The sequence below is a fragment of the Pseudonocardia sp. SID8383 genome (assembly GCF_009864975.1).
Taxonomy (GTDB): domain Bacteria; phylum Actinomycetota; class Actinomycetes; order Mycobacteriales; family Pseudonocardiaceae; genus Pseudonocardia; species Pseudonocardia alni.
On sequence record NZ_WWFY01000348.1, the window covers coordinates 1 to 23,739 of the forward strand.

The 23,739-nt window shown below is 72.5% G+C and carries 19 protein-coding genes; 13 read left to right on the plus strand and 6 right to left on the minus strand.

What is annotated here, in order from left to right; genetic code table 11:
- From GTW08_RS08385 to GTW08_RS08395, 3 genes are all read right to left on the minus strand, one after another.
- Positions 1 to 698 (minus strand): MFS transporter (locus GTW08_RS08385; RefSeq protein WP_161151730.1); only part of this gene is annotated, 698 nt, incomplete at its 3' end.
- Positions 699 to 990: 292 nt separating this feature from the next.
- A complete protein-coding gene (locus GTW08_RS08390) occupies positions 991 to 1,587 on the minus strand; it encodes a histidine phosphatase family protein (protein ID WP_073577104.1) in 597 nt (198 codons plus the stop codon).
- 4 nt (positions 1,588 to 1,591) lie between these two features.
- Positions 1,592 to 2,017 (minus strand): HIT family protein, encoded by a 426-nt coding sequence (locus GTW08_RS08395; RefSeq protein WP_062402348.1) that lies wholly within the window; start codon positions 2,015 to 2,017, stop codon positions 1,592 to 1,594.
- A gap of 79 nt (positions 2,018 to 2,096) precedes the next feature.
- Between GTW08_RS08395 and GTW08_RS08400 the strand changes: the two genes are divergently transcribed.
- The 3 genes from GTW08_RS08400 to treY all read left to right on the plus strand — a co-directional run bounded on the left by GTW08_RS08400 (position 2,097) and on the right by treY (position 7,273).
- Complete coding sequence (locus GTW08_RS08400; RefSeq protein ID WP_073577105.1) at positions 2,097 to 2,564, plus strand: PPOX class F420-dependent oxidoreductase; 468 nt, start codon at positions 2,097 to 2,099, stop codon at positions 2,562 to 2,564.
- 170 nt (positions 2,565 to 2,734) lie between these two features.
- Entirely contained in the window at positions 2,735 to 4,903 is a 2,169-nt protein-coding gene (gene glgX / locus GTW08_RS08405; protein WP_073577106.1) for a glycogen debranching protein GlgX, read from the plus strand.
- Positions 4,904 to 4,906: 3 nt separating this feature from the next.
- Entirely contained in the window at positions 4,907 to 7,273 is a 2,367-nt protein-coding gene (treY, locus tag GTW08_RS08410; RefSeq protein ID WP_073577107.1) for a malto-oligosyltrehalose synthase, read from the plus strand.
- Between the two features lie 93 nt (positions 7,274 to 7,366).
- On the opposite strand, the gene GTW08_RS08415 is transcribed toward treY, so the two are convergent.
- Positions 7,367 to 7,879 (minus strand): DUF5709 domain-containing protein, encoded by a 513-nt coding sequence (locus GTW08_RS08415; RefSeq protein WP_073577108.1) that lies wholly within the window; start codon positions 7,877 to 7,879, stop codon positions 7,367 to 7,369.
- Positions 7,880 to 7,960: 81 nt separating this feature from the next.
- Here GTW08_RS08415 and treZ point away from each other — a divergent pair, with 81 nt between their 5' ends.
- From treZ to GTW08_RS08460, 9 genes are all read left to right on the plus strand, one after another.
- Positions 7,961 to 9,706, plus strand: coding sequence for a malto-oligosyltrehalose trehalohydrolase (gene treZ, locus GTW08_RS08420; RefSeq protein ID WP_073577109.1), 1,746 nt, complete (start codon positions 7,961 to 7,963; stop codon positions 9,704 to 9,706).
- Positions 9,707 to 9,853: 147 nt separating this feature from the next.
- On the plus strand, positions 9,854 to 10,816 hold the full coding sequence (locus GTW08_RS08425; RefSeq protein ID WP_073577110.1) for a carbohydrate ABC transporter permease: 963 nt from the start codon (positions 9,854 to 9,856) through the stop codon (positions 10,814 to 10,816).
- Positions 10,813 to 11,688 carry a carbohydrate ABC transporter permease gene (locus GTW08_RS08430; RefSeq protein ID WP_202416725.1) on the plus strand — a complete coding sequence of 292 codons (876 nt, stop codon included), beginning with the start codon at positions 10,813 to 10,815 and terminating at the stop codon, positions 11,686 to 11,688. The genes GTW08_RS08425 and GTW08_RS08430 overlap by 4 nt, the downstream gene beginning before the upstream one ends.
- A gap of 49 nt (positions 11,689 to 11,737) precedes the next feature.
- The gene (locus GTW08_RS08435) at positions 11,738 to 13,069 is read left to right on the plus strand and encodes an ABC transporter substrate-binding protein (RefSeq protein WP_073577112.1); all 1,332 of its coding nucleotides are present in this window, start codon (positions 11,738 to 11,740) and stop codon (positions 13,067 to 13,069) included.
- Between the two features lie 15 nt (positions 13,070 to 13,084).
- Entirely contained in the window at positions 13,085 to 14,149 is a 1,065-nt protein-coding gene (gene ugpC, locus GTW08_RS08440; RefSeq protein ID WP_073577113.1) for an ABC transporter ATP-binding protein, read from the plus strand.
- A 288-nt stretch (positions 14,150 to 14,437) separates the two neighbouring features.
- Entirely contained in the window at positions 14,438 to 16,639 is a 2,202-nt protein-coding gene (gene katG / locus GTW08_RS08445; protein ID WP_083658898.1) for a catalase/peroxidase HPI, read from the plus strand.
- Between the two features lie 658 nt (positions 16,640 to 17,297).
- On the plus strand, positions 17,298 to 17,777 hold the full coding sequence (locus GTW08_RS08450) for an MSMEG_3727 family PQQ-associated protein (RefSeq protein WP_062402320.1): 480 nt from the start codon (positions 17,298 to 17,300) through the stop codon (positions 17,775 to 17,777).
- Positions 17,778 to 17,792: 15 nt separating this feature from the next.
- A complete protein-coding gene (locus tag GTW08_RS08455) occupies positions 17,793 to 19,475 on the plus strand; it encodes a PQQ-dependent dehydrogenase, methanol/ethanol family (protein WP_073577114.1) in 1,683 nt (560 codons plus the stop codon).
- A 103-nt stretch (positions 19,476 to 19,578) separates the two neighbouring features.
- Complete coding sequence (locus tag GTW08_RS08460; RefSeq protein WP_073577173.1) at positions 19,579 to 19,776, plus strand: recombination activating protein 1; 198 nt, start codon at positions 19,579 to 19,581, stop codon at positions 19,774 to 19,776.
- Positions 19,777 to 19,791: 15 nt separating this feature from the next.
- Here GTW08_RS08460 and GTW08_RS08465 read toward each other — a convergent pair whose 3' ends face one another.
- The gene (locus tag GTW08_RS08465; RefSeq protein WP_073577115.1) at positions 19,792 to 21,189 is read right to left on the minus strand and encodes a DNA-binding protein; all 1,398 of its coding nucleotides are present in this window, start codon (positions 21,187 to 21,189) and stop codon (positions 19,792 to 19,794) included.
- Between the two features lie 353 nt (positions 21,190 to 21,542).
- On the opposite strand from GTW08_RS08465, the gene GTW08_RS08470 reads away from it, so the two are divergent.
- Positions 21,543 to 23,000 (plus strand): DNA-binding protein, encoded by a 1,458-nt coding sequence (locus GTW08_RS08470; protein ID WP_073577175.1) that lies wholly within the window; start codon positions 21,543 to 21,545, stop codon positions 22,998 to 23,000.
- On the opposite strand, the gene rpe is transcribed toward GTW08_RS08470, so the two are convergent.
- A complete protein-coding gene (gene rpe, locus GTW08_RS08475; RefSeq protein WP_073577174.1) occupies positions 23,001 to 23,678 on the minus strand; it encodes a ribulose-phosphate 3-epimerase in 678 nt (225 codons plus the stop codon).
- Positions 23,679 to 23,739 lie beyond the last annotated feature (61 nt).

Here is a 23,739-nt window from a genome sequence, read left to right on the forward strand (position 1 = left end):
GACCCGGGCTCCGACGCCGCCGCGGTCTCCGCGGCGGTCGCCGCCGACGGTCCGGCCGCGACCGCCGCGTGCCGGGACCGGACACCGAGGGCGACGAGCACCGCCGAGCCGACGAACGTCGCGGCGTCGACCAGCAGTGCGCCGCGCGGGGTCAGCGTCGCGACGAGCAGACCGCCCCCCGCGAAGCCCGCCACCTGCGCCACCTGCACCGAGACCTGGCGCAGCGCCAGGCCTCGGGCGAGCAGGTCTCCGGACAGCAGGTCGGGCAACAGGGCCGAGCGGGCCGCGGTGTGCGGGCCGCCCAGCAGGACGACCAGCACCAGCAGCGTCCCCAGGACCGGCAGCCCGGGACCGGGCACGGCCATGGCGACGACGAGACCGGCCCGGACCAGGTCGGTCCCGATCAGCAGCCGGCGACGCGGCCACCGGTCGGCGAGGTGGCCGAGCAGCAGCCCGCCGAGCAGCGCGGGCAGGAAGGTCAGCGCGTAGACCCCCGCCGACCACGCGACCGAGCCGGTCTCGCTCAGGACCAGGACGGTCAGCGCGACCCGCGCGACCTGGTCGCCGGCGACCGACAGGATCTCCGCGGTCCACAGCGCGCGGAAGTCCGGGACGGAGAAGGGGCCGCGGACGCCGGCGGCGGGATCGGGGTCGCGAGGCTCGTCGCCTCCCGTCCCGGAGCCGCCGCGCTCGACCATCGGCGTGGGGTCCCTTCGGAGTCCGGCGTGGGTGGCCCGCTGCGGACCCGGCACCCGACCTCGGCACGGGGCCTACCGCCTCGGCGTCGGTGGCGGGCAGGAGTTCCCGTCGAGCCTAGGTACACCCCGCCCGGCCGTCGCCCCGGATGATGCGCGTGAAGCCGGGCGGCGCAACGACGGCGGCGAACGGCGTATGAGCGGCGTCACAGGCCCGCCACGTGCGCCATCGTCGACGGCAAACGGTCGACGGCAAGCGGTCGACGCGACCGTCACACAACGGTCCGCACCGGGATCAGAGCAGGTCCGCGACGTGGGCCGTCTCGTTCACCGTCCGGACCTTGCGCATCCCGTCGCGGGCGCACACCACCCGCGAGATCCCGACGTAGTCCAGCGGGAAGGGCAGGTCCCGGCCGATACCCAGCACCTCGGCGAGATAGGCGTTGACCACGCCCGCGTGCGCGACGACGACCACCGTCGCCCGCCCCGGGTGCGCCGCGACGACCTCCTCGATCCCGGCACACACCCGGGCCCGGAACGCGGCGCCGTCGACGTGCTCGGGCAGGTACCCGGCCCGCATCCGCTCCCACGCCGCCGGGTCGGCCTGCGCCATCCGGGCGACCGGCACGTAGAGCGAGCGTTCGGCGTCGTACTCGCGCAGGTCGGAGCGGGTGTGCGGGGTGAGACCGCGCTCGCGCGCGAGCGGCTCGGCGGTCTGGACCGCGCGGAGCATCGTGCTGGTGTGCAGCGCGTCGACCGGGGTGCCGGCCAGCGCGTCGACCAGCTGGGCCGCCTGGTCACGGCCCTGCGGCGCGAGGCCCGGGTCGGCGTGGGTGCCGTCGTCGTGCTCGACGGCCTCGGGCAGCGCGTGCCGGACGAGCAGCAGGTGCACCCGCTCAGCCCGGGACGTGCGCGTCGTGCCCGGCGGCCCGCAGCGCCGTGCGCAGGGCCTCGGCGTGCCCGTCCTGCTCGGCGCCGTCGACGGTGGCGGCCGCGTTCGCGAAGTCGAAGGCCCGCATGTCCCAGGCCGGGAACACGTGGACGTGCAGATGGGGCACCTCGAACCCGGCGACCAGCAGACCGACCCGGGGCGGCGACCAGATCTCGCGCACCGCGAGCCCGACTGTCCGCGACACCTCGGTGAGGTGGGCGACGAGCCCGGCGTCGGCGTCGACCCACTGGTCGATCTCCGCCCGCGGTACGACGAGCGTGTGCCCCGGGCCGAGCGGGTTGATCGACAGGAACCCGACGCACTGCTCGTCGGCCCAGACGAACCGGCCCGGGATCTCGCCGTTGATGATCTTCGTGAAGACGGTGGCCACGGAGCCGGACCTTAGTGGCCCGCGGCGCGGGGTGAGGAACGGCGGGCGCGGGGCCCCCGGCCGCCCTAGGATTTCGGGCATGCCCCGCACCATCGCCCGCAACGACCGCGTCGACCGGGACGAGCTGCTCGAGTTCATCCGTCCCCGGCACCACATGGTGCTGATGACCACCCGTTCCGACGGCGGTGTGCAGGCCTCCCCGGTCACCGGCGGCGTCGACGACGACGGACGCATCGTGATCGCCACCTACCCCGAGCGCGCCAAGTCGGCCAACGTCGCGAAGGCCGGCCGGGCCGCGGTCGTCGTGCTGAGCGAGGAGTTCGACGGCGCCTGGGTGCAGGTCGAGGGCGACGCCGAGCTCCTCACGCTGCCGGACGCGCTCGAGCCGCTGGTCGACTACTTCCGTGCCGTCTCCGGCGAGCACCCGGACTGGGACGAGTACCGCCGCGCCATGTCCGACCAGGGGAAGGCCCTGATCCGCATCACCCCTGCCCGGTGGAGCCCGGTCGCCACCGGCGGCTTCCCCGCCCGGCTCGCCGACTCCTGACCGTTCCTGGGACGATCGACCGCCCCCGTCCGCAGCTGCTGCGGGACTCGGGGGTGATGTGGCGTGGACCGCTGACGGCCCCGCCCACCATGCGGCAACGGTGCCCGCCCGACACAGTGTGAGCGTGCCCCCGGTCTGCGGCCGGGGCGCGCGACGAGAGGACGCAGACCATGCAGGCCTGGCCCGGGCACGCCTATCCGTTGGGTGCCAGCTACGACGGCACCGGCACCAACTTCGCCCTGTTCTCCGAGGTCGCCGAGGGCGTGGAGCTGTGCCTGTTCGAACCCGACCCGGGAGCCCCCGGCGGGCTCGCCGAGACCCGGGTGGCACTGACCGAGGTCGACGGCTTCGTCTGGCACGGCTACCTGCCCGGCGTCGAGCCCGGCCAGCGCTACGGCTACCGGGTGCACGGCCCCTACGACCCCGCCCAGGGTCTGCGCTGCAACCCGAACAAGCTGGTCATCGACCCCTACGCCAAGGCCCTCGACGGCCCGGTCGACTGGGACGAGGCCGTGTTCGGCTACAACTTCGGCGACCCGGACTCGCGCAACGACACCGACTCGGCGCCGCACGTACCGAAGTCGGTCGTGGTCAACCCCTACTTCGACTGGGGCTCGGACCGCCCGCCGAAGATCCCCTACAACGAGACCGTCGTCTACGAGGCGCACGTCAAGGGCCTGACGATCCGGCACCCGGACGTCGAGGAGGACCTGCGGGGCACCTACTCCGGTGTCGCGCACCCGGCGATGATCGAGCACTACAAGCGGCTCGGGATCACCGCCGTCGAGCTCATGCCGGTGCACGAGTTCGTGCAGGACCACCACCTCACCGAGAAGGGCCTGTCGAACTACTGGGGCTACAACACGATCGGCTTCCTGGCCCCGCACCACGCCTACTCGGCGGGCTCGGTCCGGTCCGGGTCGCAGGTCGCGGAGTTCAAGGCGATGGTGCGCGACCTGCACGACGCGGGCATCGAGGTCATCCTCGACGTGGTCTACAACCACACCGCCGAGGGTTCGGACATGGGTCCGACGCTGTCCATGCGCGGCATCGACAACCACGCCTACTACCGGCTGGTCGACGACGACGCGCGCTACTACATGGACTACACCGGCACCGGGAACTCGCTCAACGTCCGCAACCCGCACACCCTGCAGCTGATCATGGACTCGCTGCGGTACTGGGTGACCGAGATGCACGTCGACGGCTTCCGCTTCGACCTCGCCTCGACCCTGGCCCGCGAGTTCTACGACGTCGACCGGCTCTCGACCTTCTTCGACCTCGTCCAGCAGGACCCGGTGATCTCGCAGGTCAAGCTGATCGCCGAGCCGTGGGACGTCGGGCCCGGCGGCTACCAGGTCGGCAACTTCCCGCCGCTGTGGACCGAGTGGAACGGCAAGTACCGCGACACGGTGCGCGACTTCTGGCGCGGCGAGGCCGGCACGCTCGGTGAGTTCGCGTCCCGGATCACCGGCAGCTCGGACCTCTACCAGGGCGACGGCCGCCGTCCCTACGCCTCGATCAACTTCGTGACCGCGCACGACGGGTTCACCCTGGCCGACCTCGTGTCCTACAACGAGAAGCACAACGAGGCCAACGGCGAGGACGGCAACGACGGCGAGAGCCACAACCGGTCCTGGAACTGCGGCGTCGAGGGTCCCACCGACGACGAGACCGTGGTCGAGCTGCGGGCCCGGCAGCAGCGCAACTTCCTGGCGACGCTGCTGCTCTCCCAGGGCACCCCGATGCTGCTGCACGGCGACGAGGCCGGGCGGACCCAGGGCGGCAACAACAACGTCTACTGCCAGGACAACGAGATCGCCTGGCAGGAGTGGGAGCTCGCGGGCAAGCACGACGAGCTGACCACCTTCACCGCGGGCGTCGCCGCGCTGCGGCACGCGCACCCGGTGTTCCGCCGGCGCCGGTTCTTCGCGGGCCGTCCGATCGGCCGGTCGTCCACCAGCGAGGACGTCGCCGACATCGGCTGGTTCACCCCGGCCGGGCGGGAGATGACCGAGGAGGACTGGGACAACGACCTGGGCCGCTCGGTGGTCGTGTTCCTCAACGGCAGCCAGATCGCCGACGTCGACCAGCGCGGCCAGCGGATCGTCGACGACTCGTTCCTGCTGTGCTTCAACTCCTTCTGGGAGGACATCGACACCACGCTGCCGCCCGTCGAGTTCGGGCAGGCGTGGGAGATCGTCGTCGACACCCACTCGGGCGAGGTGCACCCGCCGAACGCCGCCGGCGTCACCGGGACCGACCTCGACCCGGTGTCCGCGGGCTCGGTGCTGACCCTGCCCGCCCGTTCCCTGCTCGTCCTGCGATCGAAGGGCTGAGGCGTGACCCGCCTTCCGGGATCGACCTACCGGCTGCAGCTGTCGGCCGACCAGACCTTCGCCGACGCCGCCGCGCTGACCGGCTACCTGGACCGGCTGGGGATCGGGGCGCTCTACGCCTCGCCGCTGCTGGAGTCCACGGCCGGATCCACCCACGGCTACGACGTGACCGACCCGACCCGGGTGTCGGGTGAGCGCGGTGGTGAGCAGGGGCTGCGGTCGTTGCTCGCGACGCTGCGCGAGCACGGGCTGACGATGCTGATCGACATCGTCCCCAACCACGTCGGCGTCGCGAAGCCCGCGGAGAACCCGTGGTGGTGGGACGTGCTCACGCACGGCGAGGCGTCCCGGTGGGCGGGCCACTTCGACGTCGACTGGGGCGCCGGGCCGATCCTGCTGCCGGTGCTCGACGTCGACGAGGAGAAGGCGCTCACCGAGCTCTCGGTGACCGACGGCGAGCTGCGCTACTACGAGCACCGCTTCCCGGTCGCGCCCGGGACCGGCGAGGGGACCGCGCAGGAGGTGCACGACCGCCAGCACTACCGGCTCGTGTCCTGGCGGCGCGGCGCCGCGGAGCTGACCTACCGGCGGTTCTTCGACGTCAGCGACCTCGCCGCGGTCCGGGTCGAGGACCCGGCGGTGTTCGCCGACGCCCACCGCACGGTGCTCGACATCGTGCGCTCCGACGACACCGTCGTCGGGCTGCGGGTGGACCACCCCGACGGCCTGTCCGACCCGGGCGGCTACGCGCGCCGGCTGCGCGCCGAGCTCGGCCCGGGCCGGTGGCTGCTCGTCGAGAAGATCCTCGGGGTCGGCGAGGAGCTCCCGATCTCCTGGCCGGTCGACGGCACCACCGGCTACGAGGCGCTGCGCGAGGTCTGCGGGGTGCTCGTCGACCCGGACGGGGCGGGGCTGCTCACCCAGTTCGCCGCCGAGCACACCGGGGAGAAGCGCTCCGCGCACGCCGTCGAGGACGACGGCCGCCACCTCGTCGTCCGGGAGATCCTGGTCGCGGAGGTGCGCCGGATCGCCGACGCCTTCCGCGCGGGACCCGGCGCCGACTCCGGCACCACCGGGCTCGACCTGGCCGACGTCGCCGCCGGGGACCTGCACGACGCGGTCGCCGAGCTGCTGTGCGGGTTCCCGGTCTACCGCTCCTACCTCACCCCGGAGATCACCGAGGGCCGGGCGGCCGCCGACACCGCGGTCGCGGTGGCGCGCACCCGTCGCCCCGACCTGGCCGCGGTGCTGGGTGCGCTGCACTCCGGGCTGGTCCGCGAGCCCGGGTCGGACTACGCGACCCGGCTGCAGCAGACCTCCGGGATGGTCACCGCGAAGGGCGTCGAGGACACCGCCTTCTACCGGTACAACCGGCTCGTCGCGCTGAATGAGGTCGGGGGCGACCCGGCCCGCTTCGGGGTGACGCCCGGGGAGTTCCACGCCGGACTCGCCCGCCGGGAGGCCGGGCGGTCGCGCACCATGACCTCGCTGTCCACGCACGACACGAAGCGCTCCGAGGACGTCCGGGCGCGGCTCGCCGTACTCGCCGAGCGTCCCGCGTCGTGGGCGGCGAAGGTCCGCGAGTGGTCGGTGCGCCACCCGCTGCCGGACCGGTCGCTGGAGCTGCTGGCCTGGCAGTCGCTGGTCGGGGCGTGGCCGATCCCGGCCGACCGGCTCGCGGGCTACCTCGGCAAGGCCTCCAAGGAGGCCAAGCTGGTGACCTCGCACATCGACGCCGTCTCCGAGGTCGACGAGGCGGTCGCGGCCTGGCCGGAGCAGGTCCTCGCCGACACCGAGCTCGTCGCCGAGATCGAGGCGTTCGTCGCGGAGATCGCCGAGCCCGGCTGGTCGAACTCGCTGGCCCAGAAGCTGCTGCAGATGGCCGGGCCCGGCGTGCCGGACGTCTACCAGGGCACCGAGCTGTTCGAGTACTCGCTGGTCGACCCGGACAACCGGCGCCCGGTCGACTGGGACGCGCGGCGCGCGATCCTGGAGCGTCTCGACGCCGGCGAGCAGCCACCGGTCGACGGAGGCGGTGCGGCGAAGCTGCTGGTCACCTCGGCGACGGCGCGGCTGCGGCGGTTCCGCCCGGAGCTGTTCAGCGGCTACGGCCGGGTCGACGCCCAGGGCACCGCGGCGGAGCACGCCGTCGCGTTCTCCCGCGGCGGGGGCGCGCTCGTCGCCGTCGCGACCCGGCTGCCCGAGGGGCTGGCCCTCCGCGGCGGGTGGGGCGACACCCGGCTGCCGCTGCCCGGCGGCTTCGACGACTGGCACGACATGATCGCGAACCGTCCGGTGGACGGTCCCGCGCCCGCCCTGTCGGACCTGCTCTCGCGCTACCCGGTCGCGCTGCTGGTGCGCCCGGCCTGACCCGGCACCGCCCCCCCCTCCGGGCGGTCCCCAGGGGAACCTTCGTAGCGCTCTACGCCACGAAGGTTCCCCTGGGGGCACCCGTGGCGGGGGTCAGGGCTCGTCGACGACGTGCACGGCGGCCTCCTCGGCCGACGCGCCCGCCCCGTCGATCCCGGCGTCGCCCGCCACCAGCTCCTTCTCGCCGCCGTCGCTGCCGTCGACGCTCGCGTCGTCGATCGTGAGGCGCCCGGCGCGGCGGTCGCCCACCTCGTCGTCGGCGAGCAGCTCGCCGTCGGTGCCCGGGGCGTCCCCGAGCAGGTCGCCGGTGGCGTCGTCGACGTCGGAGAAGTCCTCCCGGGAGTCCGGGTCACCGACCACCCCGGCCGCCCGGGCGTCGTCGCGGCCCTCCGCGTCGGCGGTCGCGTCGAGCTCGGCCGCCCAGGTGTCGGGCTCCTCGTCGGCGAGGCGCTCGTCGAGGGTCTCGTCGTCGCGGTCGTTCCACGGGCGCTCGGGCGGTGAGTAGCCCTCGTCGAGCACGTCGGTGACGCCGCCGTACTCGAGGGTGTCCTCGGGCTGCAGCTGCGCGTCGGAGTCGAGGTCGTCACCGGAGTCGGGGTCACTCATCACAGCAGCGTAGCGACGCGTGAGCCGACCCACCCCCGCCGGACGCGCCACGCGCCGCAAGGTGCGGAAGGATCGGCGTCCGTGACGGAGTTCGCCGTGTGGGCCCCCGACAGGAACCGCGTCAGTGTGCTGGTGGGTGAGCAGCGGATCGCGCTCGACCCCGCCCCGGGGGGATGGTGGCACACGGACCAGCCCGACCACGGGCACGGGACCGACTACGCGTTCCTGCTCGACGAAGACGCCACGCCGCTGCCCGACCCCCGCTCCCGCTGGCAGCCGAAGGGGGTGCACCAGCGCTCCCGCGTCTACGACCACGACGCGTTCTGGTGGACCGACGACACCTGGACCGGCCGCGCGCTGGCCGGGTCGGTGCTCTACGAGTGCCACATCGGCACCTTCACCGACGGCGGCACGTTCGACTCCGCGATCGGCCGGCTCGACCACCTGGTCTCGCTCGGGATCGACCTGGTCGAGGTGCTGCCGGTCAACGCCGTCGACGGCCCGGTGAACTGGGGCTACGACGGCGTCGGCTGGTACGCCGTCACCGAGAACTACGGCGGCCCCGACGCCTTCAAACGCTTCGTCGACGCCTGCCACGCGCGCGGCCTGGGCGTGGTCCTGGACGTCGTCTACAACCACCTCGGGCCGTCCGGGGCCTACCTCGACCGGTTCGGGCCGTACTTCGCCGGCTCCAACATCTGGGGCCCGTCGCTGAACCTCGACGCCGCGGGCTCCGACGAGGTCCGCCGCTACATGATCGACAACGCGCTGATGTGGCTGCGCGACTTCCACGTCGACGGGCTGCGCATCGACGCCGTCCACGCGCTGCGCGACACCCGGGCCCAGCACGTGCTGGAGCAGCTCGCCGTCGAGGTGACCGCGCTGGAGGCACACGTCGGCCGCCCGCTGTCACTGATCGCCGAGTCCGACCTCAACGACCCGAGGATGATCACCGCCCGGGAGGGCGGCGGCCACGGCCTCGACGCCCAGTGGGCCGACGACGTCCACCACTGCCTGCACACCGTGCTCACCGGCGAGTCCCAGGGCTACTACGGCGACTTCGCCGAGGCGGGCCTCGACGGGCTCGCGCACGTGCTCACCCGCGGGTTCCTGCACGAGGGCACCTGGTCCTCGTTCCGGCGGCGCAGCCACGGCGCCCCGATCGACACCGCCCGCATCCCCGGCTCGCGACTGGTCACCTACCTGCAGAACCACGACCAGATCGGCAACCGCGCCACCGGCGACCGGCTCACCCACACGCTGTCCCCCGGCCTGCTGGCCTGCGGCGCGGCGCTGCTGTTCACCTCCGGTTTCACCCCGATGCTGTTCATGGGCGAGGAGTGGGGCGCGCGGACGCCGTGGCAGTTCTTCTCCCGTTTCGGCGACCCGGGCCTGCAGAAGGCCGTCCGCGACGGCCGTCGCGCCGAGTTCGCCGACCACGGCTGGGACGACACCGCCGAGGTGCCCGACCCGAACGCCGAGTCCACCTTCACCGACTCCCGGCTCGACTGGTCCGAGCCCGAGCAGGAGCCGCACGCGACGCTGCTGCGGATGCACCGCGAGCTCATCGCGCTGCGCCGCGCCTGGCCGGAGCTGTCGGACCCGTGGCTGGACCGGATCGGGGTCGACGTCCACGAGCAGGCGCGCACGCTCGTCGTCGCCCGCGGGCGGATGCGGGTGGTGGTGAACCTCGGTCCGGAGCCGGTGACGCTGTCGCTCGGGTCGGAGATCACCCGGATCCTGCTGGCGTCCGAGCCGACGACGAGTGACGGCTCCTCGTTCACCGTTCCGGCGGAGGCATTCGCCATCTGCCGCGTGGCGGAGTAGCGAGAGCCTCTCGCGTCACCCGTCCGAGTGTCGCCGTTCACCTGTTCGCCGGACACGTGACACGGCCGGGCCACACGAGACTGCGAGGGTCTGCGAGGTCGCGACGGTGCGATCCCGCGTTCGCCCCTGCGACAGACGTGAGGTCACGTGACGTCCACCCCCACCCGGTCCGCCTCGACGCCGACGGCGCCGGGTACGACCTCGCACCCCCCGCCGCGGCGACGGCGACGCTTCACCGCCCGGGACCGGCACGACTTCTGGGTGTTCCTCGCCCTGGTGCTGCCCAACGCCGCGCTGATCGTCGCCTTCGCCTACCGCCCGGTCATCGAGAACATCCGGTACTCGCTGCTGAACTGGACCCTCGGGTCACCGTCGGCGACGTTCGTGGGGCTCGGGAACTACGTCACGTTCCTGACCTCGCCGTCGTCGGCGGAGATCGTCTGGACGACGCTGGTGTTCACCGTCGTGACCGTCGGCGGGTCGATGGTGCTGGGTCTGCTGATCGCGCTGGCGCTCAATCGGCGGGTGCCGGGGACCGGCGTCGCGCGGGCCGCGGTGTTCTCCCCGTACGTGCTGTCCGGGGTCGGTGTCGGGCTGGTGTGGCTGTTCGTGTTCGACCCGTCGATCGGGGTACTCGGCGCGGTCGTCCGCGCCTTCGGCGGGACCGCACCGGACTTCTTCAACGACCCGTCGATGTCGCTGGCGATGATCTGCATCGTCTACGTCTGGAAGAACATGGGCTACGCCGCGGTGATCTACCTGGCGGGCCTGCAGTCGATCCCGAAGGACCTGCTGGAGGTCGCGGCGCTGGACGGGGCGTCGTCGACGCGGACGTTCTTCCGGGTGACGCTGCCGCTGCTCTCACCGGTCACGTTCTTCCTGGTCGTGACCAGCGCGCTGAACTCACTGCAGGCCTTCGACCTGATCCGGATCATGACCCCGCTCGGGCAGGGCACGACCACGCTGATCTACGAGGCCTACCTGCAGGCGTTCGGGTCGAACAACCGGGCCGGCTACTCGGCGGCGGTGTCGACGGTCCTGTTCGTGGTGCTGGTGGTCTTCACCCTGGTCCAGCTGCGGTGGATGGAACGGCGGGTGCACTACGCGTGACCACCACCGCTCCGGAGCCCCGGTCGTCCCGCGCGCTGTCGCCGCGGGCCCTGTTCGAGGTCGTGACCAGCGCCTACGTCCCGCTGCTGGTCGCCGTGCTCGTCGTGCTGTTCCCGCTGCTGTGGATGACGCTGTCGTCGTTCAAGCCGCTGACCGAGATCATCACCCAGACCCCGGCGCTGCTGCCCGCCGCGCCGACGACGGAGAACTACTCCACCGTCGCCGAGCGCCTGCCGTTCGGCCGGGTGTTCCTCAACTCGGTACTGGTCACCGCGGTCGGTGCCGCGCTCAAGGTGGCGCTGGCCGTGTTCACCGCCTACGGGCTGGTGTTCGTCCGCTTCCCGTTCAAGAACTGGATCTTCGCCGGTCTGCTGGTGACGCTGATGGTGCCGCCGCAGGTGGCGCTGCTGCCGAACTACACGCTGATCACCGCGCTCGGTGGCGCGGACACCTACTGGGGCATCATCCTGCCCGGTCTCGGGACGGCGTTCGGCACGTTCCTGCTGCGCCAGCATTTCCGCACGCTGCCGCCGAGCCTGCTCGAGGCCGCGGAGCTCGACGGCGCCGGGCACTGGCGCCGGCTCACCCGGGTCGTCCTGCCGGTGTCCGCGCCGACCGTCGCCACCGTCGCGCTGATCACCATCGTCTACGAGTGGAACGACTACCTCTGGCCGCTGGTGATCATCTCGAAGCCGGAGATGATGACGTTGCCGGTCGGGCTCACCCTGCTGGCCAACGTGGACAACCGGGCCGCGGCCTACGGCCAGCTCATGGCCGGGTCGGTCGCCGTCATCGTGCCGGTCCTGATCGTCTTCATCGCGCTCCAGCGCCACATCATCGCCGGGCTGACCCAGGGTGCGGTCAAGGACTGAGACCGCTCCCCGCTCCTCCTGCCCTCACCCCGAAAGGACGCCAGCTGCCATGCATCTCGACCGTCGCGGATTCCTGAAGTTCGCCGGCATCACCGGCGCCGCCGCGGCGCTGGCCGCCTGCGGTGGCCCCTCCACCGGCGGCGGCGGGCCCGCCGCCGTCCCGGAGGTCGACTACTCCGGTGTGCAGCCGGCGAAGGAGATCACCTGGTGGACGAACAACCCGGGCAGCTCGGAGACGGTGTCGCGCCAGATCATCGACGCCTACCAGAGGGCCAACCCGGGCACGAAGGTCAACCTGGTGACCGCGGGCGCGACCTACGAGGAGATCGCGCAGCGCTTCCAGACCGCCCAGGCCGGCGGCGGCTCCCAGCTGCCCGACCTCGTCGTGCTCTCCGACGTCTGGTGGTTCCGCTACTACATGCAGCGCTCCATCGTGCCGATGGACCCGCTGATCGCCGCGACCGGCATCGACACCGCCGACTACCGGCAGCAGCTGATCGAGGACTACCGCTACGACGGCAAGCTCTGGGCGCTGCCCTGGGCCCGCTCGACGCCGATCTTCTACTACAACAAGGCGCACTGGCAGAAGGCCGGTCTGCCCGACCGCGCGCCCGCGACCTGGGCCGAGATGGCCGAGTGGGGGCCGAGGCTGCAGGCAGCGGGCACCGGTGCGCAGAAGGCGTACCAGCTCCCCGCCCTGGCCGACTACGCCGGCTGGTCGTTCCAGAACAACCTCTGGGGCGAGGGCGGTGCGTGGTCGGACGAGTGGGACGTCACCTGCGACTCCCCCGAGGCGGTCCGCGCGGTCTCGGCCCTGCAGAACGCGGTGACCTCGGGCTGGGCCGGCGTCGCCGCCACCGACGGCACCACCGACCTGGGTGCCGGGGCGGTGTCGGCGACGGTCGGCTCCACCGGCTCGCTGGTCACCGTGCTCGACGCGGCCCGGTTCGACGTCGGCGCCGGCTTCCTGCCCGCGGGCCCGGTCGCCGGGCCGGTGTGCCCGACCGGCGGCGCGGGGCTCGGAATCCCCGCCGGGGTCCCGCCGGAGCGCCAGCTCGCCGCGGCGGCGTTCGCGAAGTTCCTGACCAGCCCGGAGAACACCGTGTTGTTCTCCCAGGCCACCGGCTACCTGCCGCTCCGGACCTCGGCCGACACCGGCCCGCTGCTCGCCGAGACCCCGCTGCGCAAGATCGCCATCGACCAGCTCGACCGGACCCGCACCCAGGACCGGGCGCGCGCGTTCTTCCCGGGCGCCGACCAGGAGATCGCGCGGACCTGTGCCAACATCCTCAACCAGCGGGCCGACGTGCAGGGCGAGCTCACCACCCTCAAGGGCACGCTGACCCGGATCTTCGACACCGACGTGAAGCCCAACATCTGATGGCGGGACGCTGACATGGCAACGGTCACCTACGACTCGGCGACGCGGATCTACCCCGGGTCGGACACCCCCGCCGTCGACGGGCTGGACCTGGAGATCGCCGACGGCGAGTTCCTCGTGCTCGTCGGGCCGTCCGGCTGCGGGAAGTCGACGTCGCTGCGGATGCTCGCGGGCCTGGAGGACGTCGACGCCGGCGCCATCCGGATCGGCGACCGCGACGTCACCGACGTCCGGCCCAAGGACCGCGACATCGCGATGGTGTTCCAGAACTACGCGCTCTACCCGCACATGACGGTCGCCGCGAACATGGGCTTCGCGCTGACCAACGCGGGCCGCCCGAAGGACGAGATCGCCCGCCGCGTCGCCGAGGCGGCGACGATCCTCGACCTGGAGGGGCTGCTGGACCGCAAGCCGCGTGCCCTGTCGGGCGGGCAGCGTCAGCGGGTCGCGATGGGCCGGGCCATCGTGCGCGAGCCCGCCGTGTTCTGCATGGACGAGCCGCTGTCCAACCTGGACGCGAAGCTGCGGGTGTCCACCCGCACCCAGATCGCGTCGCTGCAGCGGCGCCTGGGTGTCACCACCGTCTACGTCACCCACGACCAGGTGGAGGCGATGACGATGGGCGACCGCGTCGCGGTGCTCTCGGGCGGGGTGCTGCAGCAGTGCGCCACGCCGCGCGAGCTCTACGAGCGGCCGGTGAACGCCTTCGTCGCCGGGTTCGTGGGGTCACCGGCGATGAACCTGGTGACGGTGCCCTCCCCCACCGACGGGTCGGTGTCCCTCGGTGGGGTGCGGATCCCCGTGCCCGGCGGGGCGTCGGACACGGTCACGGTCGGGATCCGGCCGGAGGACCTGCGCCCGGCCGGGGCCGGGGACGGGCTGGAGGTGACCGTCGACGTCGTCGAGGAGCTGGGGGCCGACGCCTACGTCTACGGCACCCTCACCGACGGCTCCGGGACCTCGCTCGTCGCCCGTACCGACGCGCGGGTCCCCCCGGGGCGCGGCGACCGGTTGCGGCTCGCCCCGGACCCGCAGCGCATCCACGTCTTCGACGGCGGGACGGGCGGGCGCCTGGCCTGACGCCCGGCGCCGTACGGGCCGGCGGCTGATCCGTTCGCGTTCGCCCCGTCCCCGTTCGGCACCGATCGGCGACCGCTGGTACCGGCCCCCTTGCGATGCCCCGTCGCGCCAGCGATGCTCCGAAGGGCCCCGCGCACGGACCGGGAACCGGCCCCGGGCGGGCGGGGCCGCCAGGAGCGGGTCCGACATCGGCGGCGCGATGCCCACGGGGACCGGCCGGGGCGTCGACGCCCCTGTCCGACCGGGGGCGGCGGGGCACGTTGGACGGTCGGCCCGGGGAGGACGACGATGCCCGAGAACCCCGACACCCACGTCTACCGCACCTACGACCAGATCCTGGCCGGCGCAGGGTCCGGCACCGAGGCCACCCACCTGCGCCCTCGGGACTGGTGGCCGCACCGGCTCGATCTCGCGCCGCTGCGCAGACCGCACCCGCGTGACGACGACTACCCCGCGCGCTTCGCGACCGTCGATCTCGACGAGCTCGCCCGGGACGTCGACGAGGTGCTCACCACCTCGCAGGACTGGTGGCCCGCCGACTCCGGTCACTACGGACCGCTGGTGCTGCGCATGGCCTGGCACGCGGCGGGCACCTACCGCGCCGGTGACGGCCGGGGCGGAGCCGCCGCCGGCATGCAGCGCTTCGCCCCGCTGAACAGCTGGCCGGACAACCGCAACCTCGACAAGCCGCGGCGCCTGCTCTGGCCGGTGAAGCGCAAGTACGGCCGGTGCCTGTCCTGGGCCGACCTGATGATCTTCGCCGGCAACCGTGCACTGGAGTCGATGGGGCTCACGACGCTCGGGTTCGCCGGCGGGCGCCCGGAGGTGTGGGAACCGGACGACACGTACTGGGGCCCCGAGCGCAAGTGGTTGTCGGAGCGGCGCTACACCGGTCTCCACGAGCTCGACGAGCCGCTGGGGGCGAGCGAGATGGGGCTGATCTACGTCGACCCGCAGGGTCCGGCCACCAACCCCGACCCGAAGCTGTCCGCGCGCGACATCCGTCAGACCTTCCGCCGGATGGCCCTGGACGACGCCGAGACCGTCGCACTGATCGCAGGGGGTCACACGTTCGGCCGGATGCACGGCCCGGCGGACCCGATGGTCACCGCGGGACCGGAACCCGAGGCGGCTCCGCTGACCGCCCAGGGCATGGGCTGGAGCGGTGGTCACGGCACCGGCCTCGGCCCGGACACGGTGACCGCCGGGCTGCACGGCGCGTGGACACGCACCCCGACCCGCTGGGACCACACCTACCTCGAGACGCTCTTCGAGTACGAGTGGGACGTCGAGCTGAGCCCCGCCGGCCTGTGGCAGTGGGTCCCCCGCGACGGCGGCGGCGCGGACACCGTGCCGGACCCGTTCGACCCCGGGGTCCGCTCGCACCCGGTCATGCTCACCACCGACCTCGCGCTCCGGGCCGATCCCGGGTTCGAGTCGATCGCGCGTCGCTACCTCGACGACCCGGACGAGTTCGCCGACGCCTTCGCCCGGGCCTGGTTCAAGCTCACCCACCTCGACATGGGCCCGGCCCGCAGATACCTGGGTCCCCTCGTCCCCGAACAGCCGTTCCTCTGGCAGGACCCGGTCCCCGAGGTCGACCACGAGCTGGTCGACGACGACGACGTCGCCGCTCTCAAGCGGATGGTCCTCGGGTCCGGCCTGACCGTCGCCCAGCTCGTCGGCACCGCGTGGGCGTCGGCCTCGACCTACCGCGACACCGACAAGCGCGGAGGCGCCAACGGAGCACGGATCCGGCTCTCGCCCCAGCGTCACTGGGCGGTCAACGACCCGGAACAGCTCGACGAGGTCCTCACCGTCCTGGAGGGGGTCCGGGAGCGGTTCGAGGGGGCGCACACCGGCGGCAGGCGGATCACGATGGCGGACCTCGTCGTGCTCGGCGGGTGCGCGGCGGTGGAACGCGCCGCCGCGGACGCCGGGCACGAGGTCGTGGTGCCGTTCCGGCCCGGGCGCACCGACGCGACGCAGGAGTGGACCGACACCGGATCGTTCGCGGCCCTGCAGCCGCGCGCCGACGGGTTCCGCAACTGGGTCGGGGACACCTCCGGCATCGCGCCCGAGCACCTGCTGGTGGACCGGGCCGCGCTGCTGACGCTGACCCCACCGGAGATGACCGTCCTCGTCTCCGGGCTCCGTGTACTCGGAGCCACCCACCGCGGTTCCCGTACGGGCGTGCTGACGACGTCGCCGGGGACGCTGACCAACGACTTCGTCGTGAACCTCCTCGACGGTCGCACCCGGTGGTCGGCGAGCCCCGACGGCGACGGGTCCGTGTTCGAGGGCCGGGACGTGGACACCGGTGAGCTGCGGTGGACCGCGAGCCGGGTCGACCTGGTCTTCGGGTCCAGCTCGGAGCTGCGGGCGCTGTGCGAGGTGTACGCCGCGGACGACGCGGCTGACCGTTTCGTCCGTGATTTCGTCGCGGCATGGGTCAAGGTCATGGAGCTCGACCGTTTCGACTTGATCTGATCCTGCGCCCGGACAAGCGATCGTGGGCGGTCCGGGAAATTGCGTCCGAACGCGTCTGCGGGACCGGCGATCTCCGTGTGGGAGATCAGGTCCGGCCGGCGCCGCCGGACGCACGGGACGCGGCCCCGGCACACGACGCCGGCACCGCCGGAGGTCGTCCCGCGCGGTGCCGGCCGCGGCGGCGGACCGGCCGCTCCCACCGTGTGGACGTCGTCTCCGCACGGGCGGGGACCGGCGCGACCGGCAGGACCGGAGATCGGCTGCGCCCAGGACGGGCCGGAGTGGTCGCGACGGCCTCGTTACCCCCGTGACGTGCGGTTCGTCCGTGTCCACGGCTCCGGACCGGGCCGCGGCGACACCGCCGGGGCAGCGGCCCCGGGACTGCTCCGCGGGCTCCGAGGGGGTACGAACGGTAGGCCGCGACCGGCGAACGGGGTCTGTTGCCCCGTCAACGGCGAGCCATACCGCAACACCCTCGTGCGATGTAACGTGTGTTGCGCGGCGGGTGATGGCAATCACCACCGGAATGGTGGCCGGATGATCGTCCCATTCCCGCAGCGGCTGTTGTATCGCAGTCGGCCGGCGCGCGGGACGCGCGTGTTCCGCACACACCGGCGCCGCCGAATTGCTTTTTTCTCAACGACGAGGAGGCGAAGCGATGACATCCATACAGGACCGCGAGGACTCGGCCCAGGACAGCCGGGAGGAACTCCTGGCCGAACTCAGCGGGCAGAACCGCGCGACCATCGGCGCGGTGCTCGGGACCGGCTCGGTCGCCCGGGCGACCGAGCGTCCCGACGGCGTGATGGAGGCGACGATCAGGATCCCCGAGGACGCCATGACGTGGGATCCGGCGATCTTGATCATGCCGCACAGCGGCACGCTCGAGCTGACCATCATCAACGACGACAAGAACACCCACGCGTGCCTGCTGCCCAGCAACGGGGACCGGCAGTTCATCGGCCTGGTGAACCACTCCAAGGGGAGCGCGACGATCGAGCTCGACGGTCCCGGCTGCTACTGGTACGGCTCCCCGGCGGGTAACGACGAGGGCCGCGGTCTGACCGCCGCGATCGTGGTGACCGGTGAGGTCCCACCGGAGGCGAAGCTCGACCGTCCTGCCCAGCCGCGACCGTAAGAAGGGCGAATCACCATGACCATCGAGTACGTGGACGCAGGCAAGGCGTTCGACCACAGCAAGCTCTCGAACCTCCCGCACAGCGCACCGGACGTGACACGCGGGCTGGACTACGACCGGATCCTGCAGGCGCGCAGCGAGTCGCACAACTGGATCACCTACTACGGAGACTACGACGGCAAGCGCCACAGCCTGCTGGACCAGATCAACGCCGGGAACGTCAAGGACCTGAAGGTCGCCTGGATCTTCCAGGCGAGCGCCACCGGCATGATCGCCTCGACCTCCACCTACGCCTTCGAGGCGTGCCCGATCGTCGTCGACGGCGTCATGTTCGTGACGGGCTGGGACGGCCAGATCTGGGCGCTCGACGCCGTGACCGGCGAGCAGCTGTGGCGCTACAAGCACGCCATCCCGATCGACGTGACGCTGTGCTGCGCCAACGTCAACCGCGGTTGCGCGGTCGCCAACGGCAAGGTCTACATGGTGACCCAGAACGCGCAGCTGGTCGCACTCGACGCCACCACCGGGCGCAGGGTCTGGCAGAAGACCATCGGCGACGTCCGCGCCGGCGAGAGCGCCTCGATCGCGCCGCTGGTCATCAAGGACTTCCTCATCACCGGCTCCGCCGGCGGTGAGTACGGCGTCCGTGGCCACATCGACGCCTGGGACCTGGAGACGGGCGAGCAGCGCTGGCGCACCTACACGGTGCCGAAGCCGGGCGAGCCGGGGTCCGAGACCTGGCCCGACGACGGTGAGGCGTGGCAGCGCGGCGGCGCGAACCACTGGGTCACCGGCACCTACGACCCCGATCTGAACCTGTACTACGCGGGCACCGGCAACCCGGCCCCGGACTTCGACGGCGAGGTGCGCCCCGGCGACAACCTCTACACCGACAGCGTCGTCGCGCTGGACGTGGACACCGGCGAGATCAAGTGGCACTACCAGTTCACGCCGCACGACCTCTGGGACTACGACTCCACGATGGAGATGACCCTGTTCGAGCGGGACGGGAAGAAGCTCCTGGCCCACTTCGACAAGAACGGGTACATGTTCGTCCTGGACCGGACGAACGGCGAGCTGCAGCACGTCACCCCGTTCGTGGACCGGATCGACTGGGGCGTCATCACGCGCGACGGCAAGGTCACCCCGCGCAAGTACCCGGACAAGGAGGGCGAGCCCTGCCACTTCTTCCCGGGACCGGCGGGCGCGAAGGAGTGGACCCACGCGTCCTACAACCCCGACCACGACCTGTTCTACGTCCCGGTCGCCGATGTCGGTGCCACCGCCACCCGCCGGCGCCGTGAGTTCAAGGAGGGCATGCCCTACTGGGGTGCCGCCGTCGAGGTCGACATCGACAACATGGCCGGTTCGGTCAGCGCGTTCGACTCGCACGGCGAGGAGAAGTGGCGCTACCGGCTCAAGGACATGCCGATGGCCGCCTCGACCCTGAGCACCGCGGGGAACCTGGTGTTCGCCGGCACGCCGGCGGGCGAGTTCCTGGGGCTGCACGCCGAGACCGGCGAGAAGCTCTGGAGCTTCCAGTGCGGCAGCGGCCATCACAGCAGCCCGAGCACCTTCACCGTGGACGGCAAGCAGTACATCGCGGTCCCGGTCGGATGGGGCGGCTGGCTGGAGGGCATCGTGCCGGGTCTGTCCGGACAGGGACACGGGGCATCACTGATCGTGTTCTCCCTGTGACACCGGTCCTCTGACCAGCACCCGGCCGGTGGGGACGTGGTCGCGTCTGCGGCCCCACCGGCCGGGTGTACCGGCCCGACCACGGAAACCGACGGTGATGACGATGACCCAGACCCCGGCCACACGACCGCGGCAGAACCTGCCGTGCATGCTGTGCGGCGAGCGCTTCGGGCCCGAGGACATGGCCCGCCACACCGAGCCGGTGGAGTGCGGCCCCTGCATCACCTGCGTCGGGAAGCCCGAATGCTTCGAGTGCCGGCTGATGTACTGCGTCTGCGACGTGCACCGTTACCGCGGCTGAAGGCCGCGGCCCGGGTCAGAGTTCGAGCGCGCGGCGGACCGTCGGGATGTTGCGGCGGGACACCGGCACGACCGTCTCGGCCGGGTCGTCCATGACGAGCACCAGCTCGCCCTTCTCCCGGCGTTCGACCTCCCGGATCCGGCTGAGGTTCACCACGAACTGGCGGTGCACCCGTAGGAAGCCGGCGCCGTTCAGCTCGGACTCGAGCCGGTCGAGCCCCAGCGACGCGGACCGCATCTGCCCCTCCTCGGTGGTCAGCCACACCTCGTTGCCGTCGGACTGCGCGAACGCGACCTCCGCCAGACGCAGCAGGACCATCCTGTTCTCGCGGGCCGCGACGAGCCGGCGCGGCGGGGTCTGCGGGGCGGCCGGTGCGTCCGGGGCGTCCGTCGACGCGGGAAGCGGCTCGCCCTCCGAGACACCGAAGGAGACGACGTTGCCGACCAGGTGCCCGGCGAGGAACACGGGACGGAAGCTGATCGTCATCGGCTCGCGGGAGAGCCGGGTGAGGATCTGCGTCGAGCCGGTCCAGCCGGCGTCCCTGCCCGCCTGCCCCGCGGCGTACCGGGCGGCCCGGATGAACTCGGGCAGCTCGGGCCTCCACCGGACCGCCGGGTCCGGCGCCGGTGTGGAGCCGGGGATGCCGAGCAGCACCCCGGCGGTGTCGTCGGCGACGACCACCCGCCCGGCCGGGTCGACGCCGGCGAGCGGAGCTGTCGTCAACGACCGCGCGTGGTTGACCGCGGCGATCAGCTCGGTGCCGTCGCCCCGCGCTCGCTGGCGCAGGATGCGCTGCGTCGCGGACGCCGCGGTGCCGAGCCATCCCTGCGCCGACCGGGGGAGCTCGCGCCGCCAGCAGGAGATGTTCAGGACCGCCACCGGCTGTCGGCTCACCGCGTCGCGGACCGAGACCCCGGTGCAGTTCCAGTCCTGGAACGCCCCGCACCAGTGCTCGGCGCCGCGGACCGTGACGGGGGTGTGCGACGCGAGCGCGGTCCCCATGCCGTTGGTGCCGACCGAGCTCTCCGACCAGCAGTACCACTGCGCGAGGTTGGCCTCGGCGGCGAGTGCACGGGTCGCCTCGTCGCCCCACTGCGCGAGCACGCGGCCGTTGGCGTCGGCGATGGTGACGATCCCGCCCTCTCCACTCAGCTCGTGGGCGATGGGGCCGGCCCGGAACCCGAGCTCGGCGATGACGACGTCGTGTTCCAGGGTGTGGACGACCTCGGTCACGGCGGCCGGGGCCTCGGAGATGAGCGGGTCGACCCCGTACTGGTCCCGGCACCGGTGCCACGACACCGCGATCTCGGGCCGGATCCCGCTGAGCGCGTCGTCACCGGCGGCGAACCGCTCCCAGGCCCGCCGCACGTCGGCGTCCTCCGGGCCGGTGCCGGGACGCACTACCTGTGGCATGGCGACCGCCTTTGGTCTGTCTCGCTCGAGCGCGGTGATGCAACCTGACTCGCACGCTAAACGCACGGTCGAATCGAGGGCAAGCGGACTGCGCCGGGAGATCACGAACGGCGGGGAATGCGTGACAGGCGGGCGCGGCGCGCTCTCCGGGAGAAGCGTCCGATCACTGCGCCGTCGAAACGGCACACGCTTCCCCCGCATGCCGGACGTCGTCGGCTGAGTGTGCCGGCGCGGACGTTCCCGCGGATCCGGCACATGGCGCCGGCACCGTACGTGCCGGCGGGAGGAAATGCAGAACGGATGTGGGTGGCCGGGGCGAACTGACCCCGGCGCCCGGCGACAAGGAGGTCGCGATGACGGGGAGAGTCCCACCGCTGGTCCTGGCTCCGGAGCGGAGCGGGAGCCGGAACGTCGCCCCGCGGGGTCCGCTCGTCGCGGCGTCGTCGGCCCGCGAGGTCGCACGGGCCTGGGAGGACTTCGCCGCGGGCAACGAGGTCAGGACCGGGGTGCGTCCCGAGATCCTCGCGTCGTGGTACCGGTGCCGGGACCGCTACGGGGTCGACAGCACCCTGGACGTCGCCCCCGGAGCCGGCAGCGGCGCGGAGAGCCCCCGGGTGGACGACGGCGTGGTGTTCACCGCCCTCGGTGGGCTGGGCGCGATGGCGGGCCGCGAGATCGAACGCGACGGGGGCGTCGTCACCGTCGCGGACAGCCGGGGGCGGGTGCTGGGCGCCTGGGGCGACTCGTCGGCGCGGCGCCGCGCCGAACTGCACAACCTCGCTCCGTGGTCGTCGTGGTCCGAGGCGTGTACCGGGACCAACGGGATGGGCACCTCGCTCGAGGTGGACGGTCCGGTGACCGTGACCGGTCCGGAGCACTGGTGCCAGGGGTTCCACGACTGGGCGTGCGCGGGCATCTCGGTGCGGGACGTGGTGACCGGCGCACCCGTCGCCTCCATCAACATCTCGCGGTGGAACGCGTCCCTCCCGCCTCTCGTTCTGCCGTGGCTGACGGAGGCCGTCGCCTGTGTCGAGCAGGTGATCCGCCGGCGGGCCGCGTACGAGGCAGATGTCGTCGTCACCGCGTTCGAGACGCGGGCGGCCCGGACGCGGGGCGCACTCGTCGCGATGGACCGGGGCGGCAGCGTGATCGCCGCCGACGACGAGGCGGCCGTGGCACTGGGGCTCACCGGCGCGGCACCCGTCGTCGGGACGAGCGCGACCGCGGCGCGCCGGGTGCCCGACGTCCCCGGTCTGCCCGAGGTGGTCCGCTGGGCGATCGAACGGTCCGGGTGCGGCCCGGACTGGTGCGGACACGCCCGCCTGGCGGTGTGTCCCGGCGAGGCGGAGGTCCCGCTCACCTTGTGGCCGGTCGTCGACGGCCAGGGCGTGGTGGGACTGCTGTGCGCCGTCGGGGTCGCGGACGGGGAGGCCTACTCCCCCGGTGACGCCGGTGGCCAGGCCTCCGAGGTGCTCCCGCGGCGGGTGATCGGCGTGCGTGACGACCGGCTGGTCCTGCTGACCCCGTCGGAGATCCGCTACGCCGAGGCCGACCGCAACACCGTCTGGCTGGTCACCGAGCGGGGCCGGATCCAGTCCGCCACCCGCGGGCTGGACAACGTCGAACAGGCTCTCGCCCCGTTCGGGATCCGACGGGTCCACCGGCGCTACCTGGTGAACCTGCGCCGTGTGGCCGAGATCGAGCGGGGTCCGCGCGGTGAACTGTTCCTGATCACCGACGGCCGGTCGCACGAGGGCGTGCCGGTCTCCCGGCGCCATGCTCCGGACGTCCGGCGCAGGTTCGGCATCTGATCACCGACGCCGGTCGCGGACGGCGTCGACCTGGCGGCGCAGCCCCTCCAGCGCCCGTGCCGGATCCGCGGCCGAGTAGACCGCGGATCCGGCCACGAAGCAGTCGACGCCGGCCTCCGCCGCCTGCTCGATCGTGTCGGCGTTGATGCCACCGTCGATCTCGACGACCAGGTCCAGGTGTCCGGTGTCGACCAGTGTGCGGGCCCGGCGGACCGTGTCGAGGACATCCGGGTCGAAGGCCTGACCGCCGAACCCGGGCTCCACCGACATCACCAGCAGAGTGTCGAAGTGCCGGAGCACCTCGAGCCAGGGGTCCAGGGGGGTGCTGGGCCGGATCGCGAGCCCCGCGCGGGCGCCTGCCGCGCGCAGGTTCCGTGCCAGGGCCACGGGATCGGCGGCGGCCTCGGCGTGCACCGTGACGTTGTGGGCACCCGCCTCGGCGTAGCCCGTCGCCCAGCGGTCCGGGTCCTCGATCATCAGGTGGCAGTCCAGCGGCAGGTCGGTCGCGGCGAGCAGCGAGGAGACGACCGGTAGACCCAGGGTCAGGTTCGGCACGAAATGGGCGTCCATGACGTCCACGTGCAGCCAGTCGGCGCCCCGGCCGTCGACACCGCGCACCGCGTCCGCCTCCTCGGCGAGACGGGCGAAATCGGCGGAGAGGATGGACGGGGCGAACAGCGTTCTTCTCGACGAATGTCTCGACACCATTCGATCGTAGGGCGGCCGTTCCGGTTGTGGG

What these genes read in the sequence shown, in the direction of transcription:
- GTW08_RS08400 (WP_073577105.1), top strand. Translation starts at nt 2,097, where the DNA reads ATGCCCCGCACCATCGCCCGCAACGACCGCGTCGACCGGGACGAGCTG.
- glgX (WP_073577106.1), top strand. Translation starts at nt 2,735, where the DNA reads ATGCAGGCCTGGCCCGGGCACGCCTATCCGTTGGGTGCCAGCTACGAC.
- GTW08_RS08415 (WP_073577108.1), bottom strand. Translation starts at nt 7,879, where the DNA reads ATGAGTGACCCCGACTCCGGTGACGACCTCGACTCCGACGCGCAGCTG.
- GTW08_RS08435 (WP_073577112.1), top strand. Translation starts at nt 11,738, where the DNA reads ATGCATCTCGACCGTCGCGGATTCCTGAAGTTCGCCGGCATCACCGGC.
- ugpC (WP_073577113.1), top strand. Translation starts at nt 13,085, where the DNA reads ATGGCAACGGTCACCTACGACTCGGCGACGCGGATCTACCCCGGGTCG.
- katG (WP_083658898.1), top strand. Translation starts at nt 14,438, where the DNA reads ATGCCCGAGAACCCCGACACCCACGTCTACCGCACCTACGACCAGATC.
- GTW08_RS08450 (WP_062402320.1), top strand. Translation starts at nt 17,298, where the DNA reads ATGACATCCATACAGGACCGCGAGGACTCGGCCCAGGACAGCCGGGAG.
- GTW08_RS08455 (WP_073577114.1), top strand. Translation starts at nt 17,793, where the DNA reads ATGACCATCGAGTACGTGGACGCAGGCAAGGCGTTCGACCACAGCAAG.
- GTW08_RS08460 (WP_073577173.1), top strand. Translation starts at nt 19,579, where the DNA reads ATGACCCAGACCCCGGCCACACGACCGCGGCAGAACCTGCCGTGCATG.
- GTW08_RS08465 (WP_073577115.1), bottom strand. Translation starts at nt 21,189, where the DNA reads ATGCCACAGGTAGTGCGTCCCGGCACCGGCCCGGAGGACGCCGACGTG.
- GTW08_RS08470 (WP_073577175.1), top strand. Translation starts at nt 21,543, where the DNA reads ATGACGGGGAGAGTCCCACCGCTGGTCCTGGCTCCGGAGCGGAGCGGG.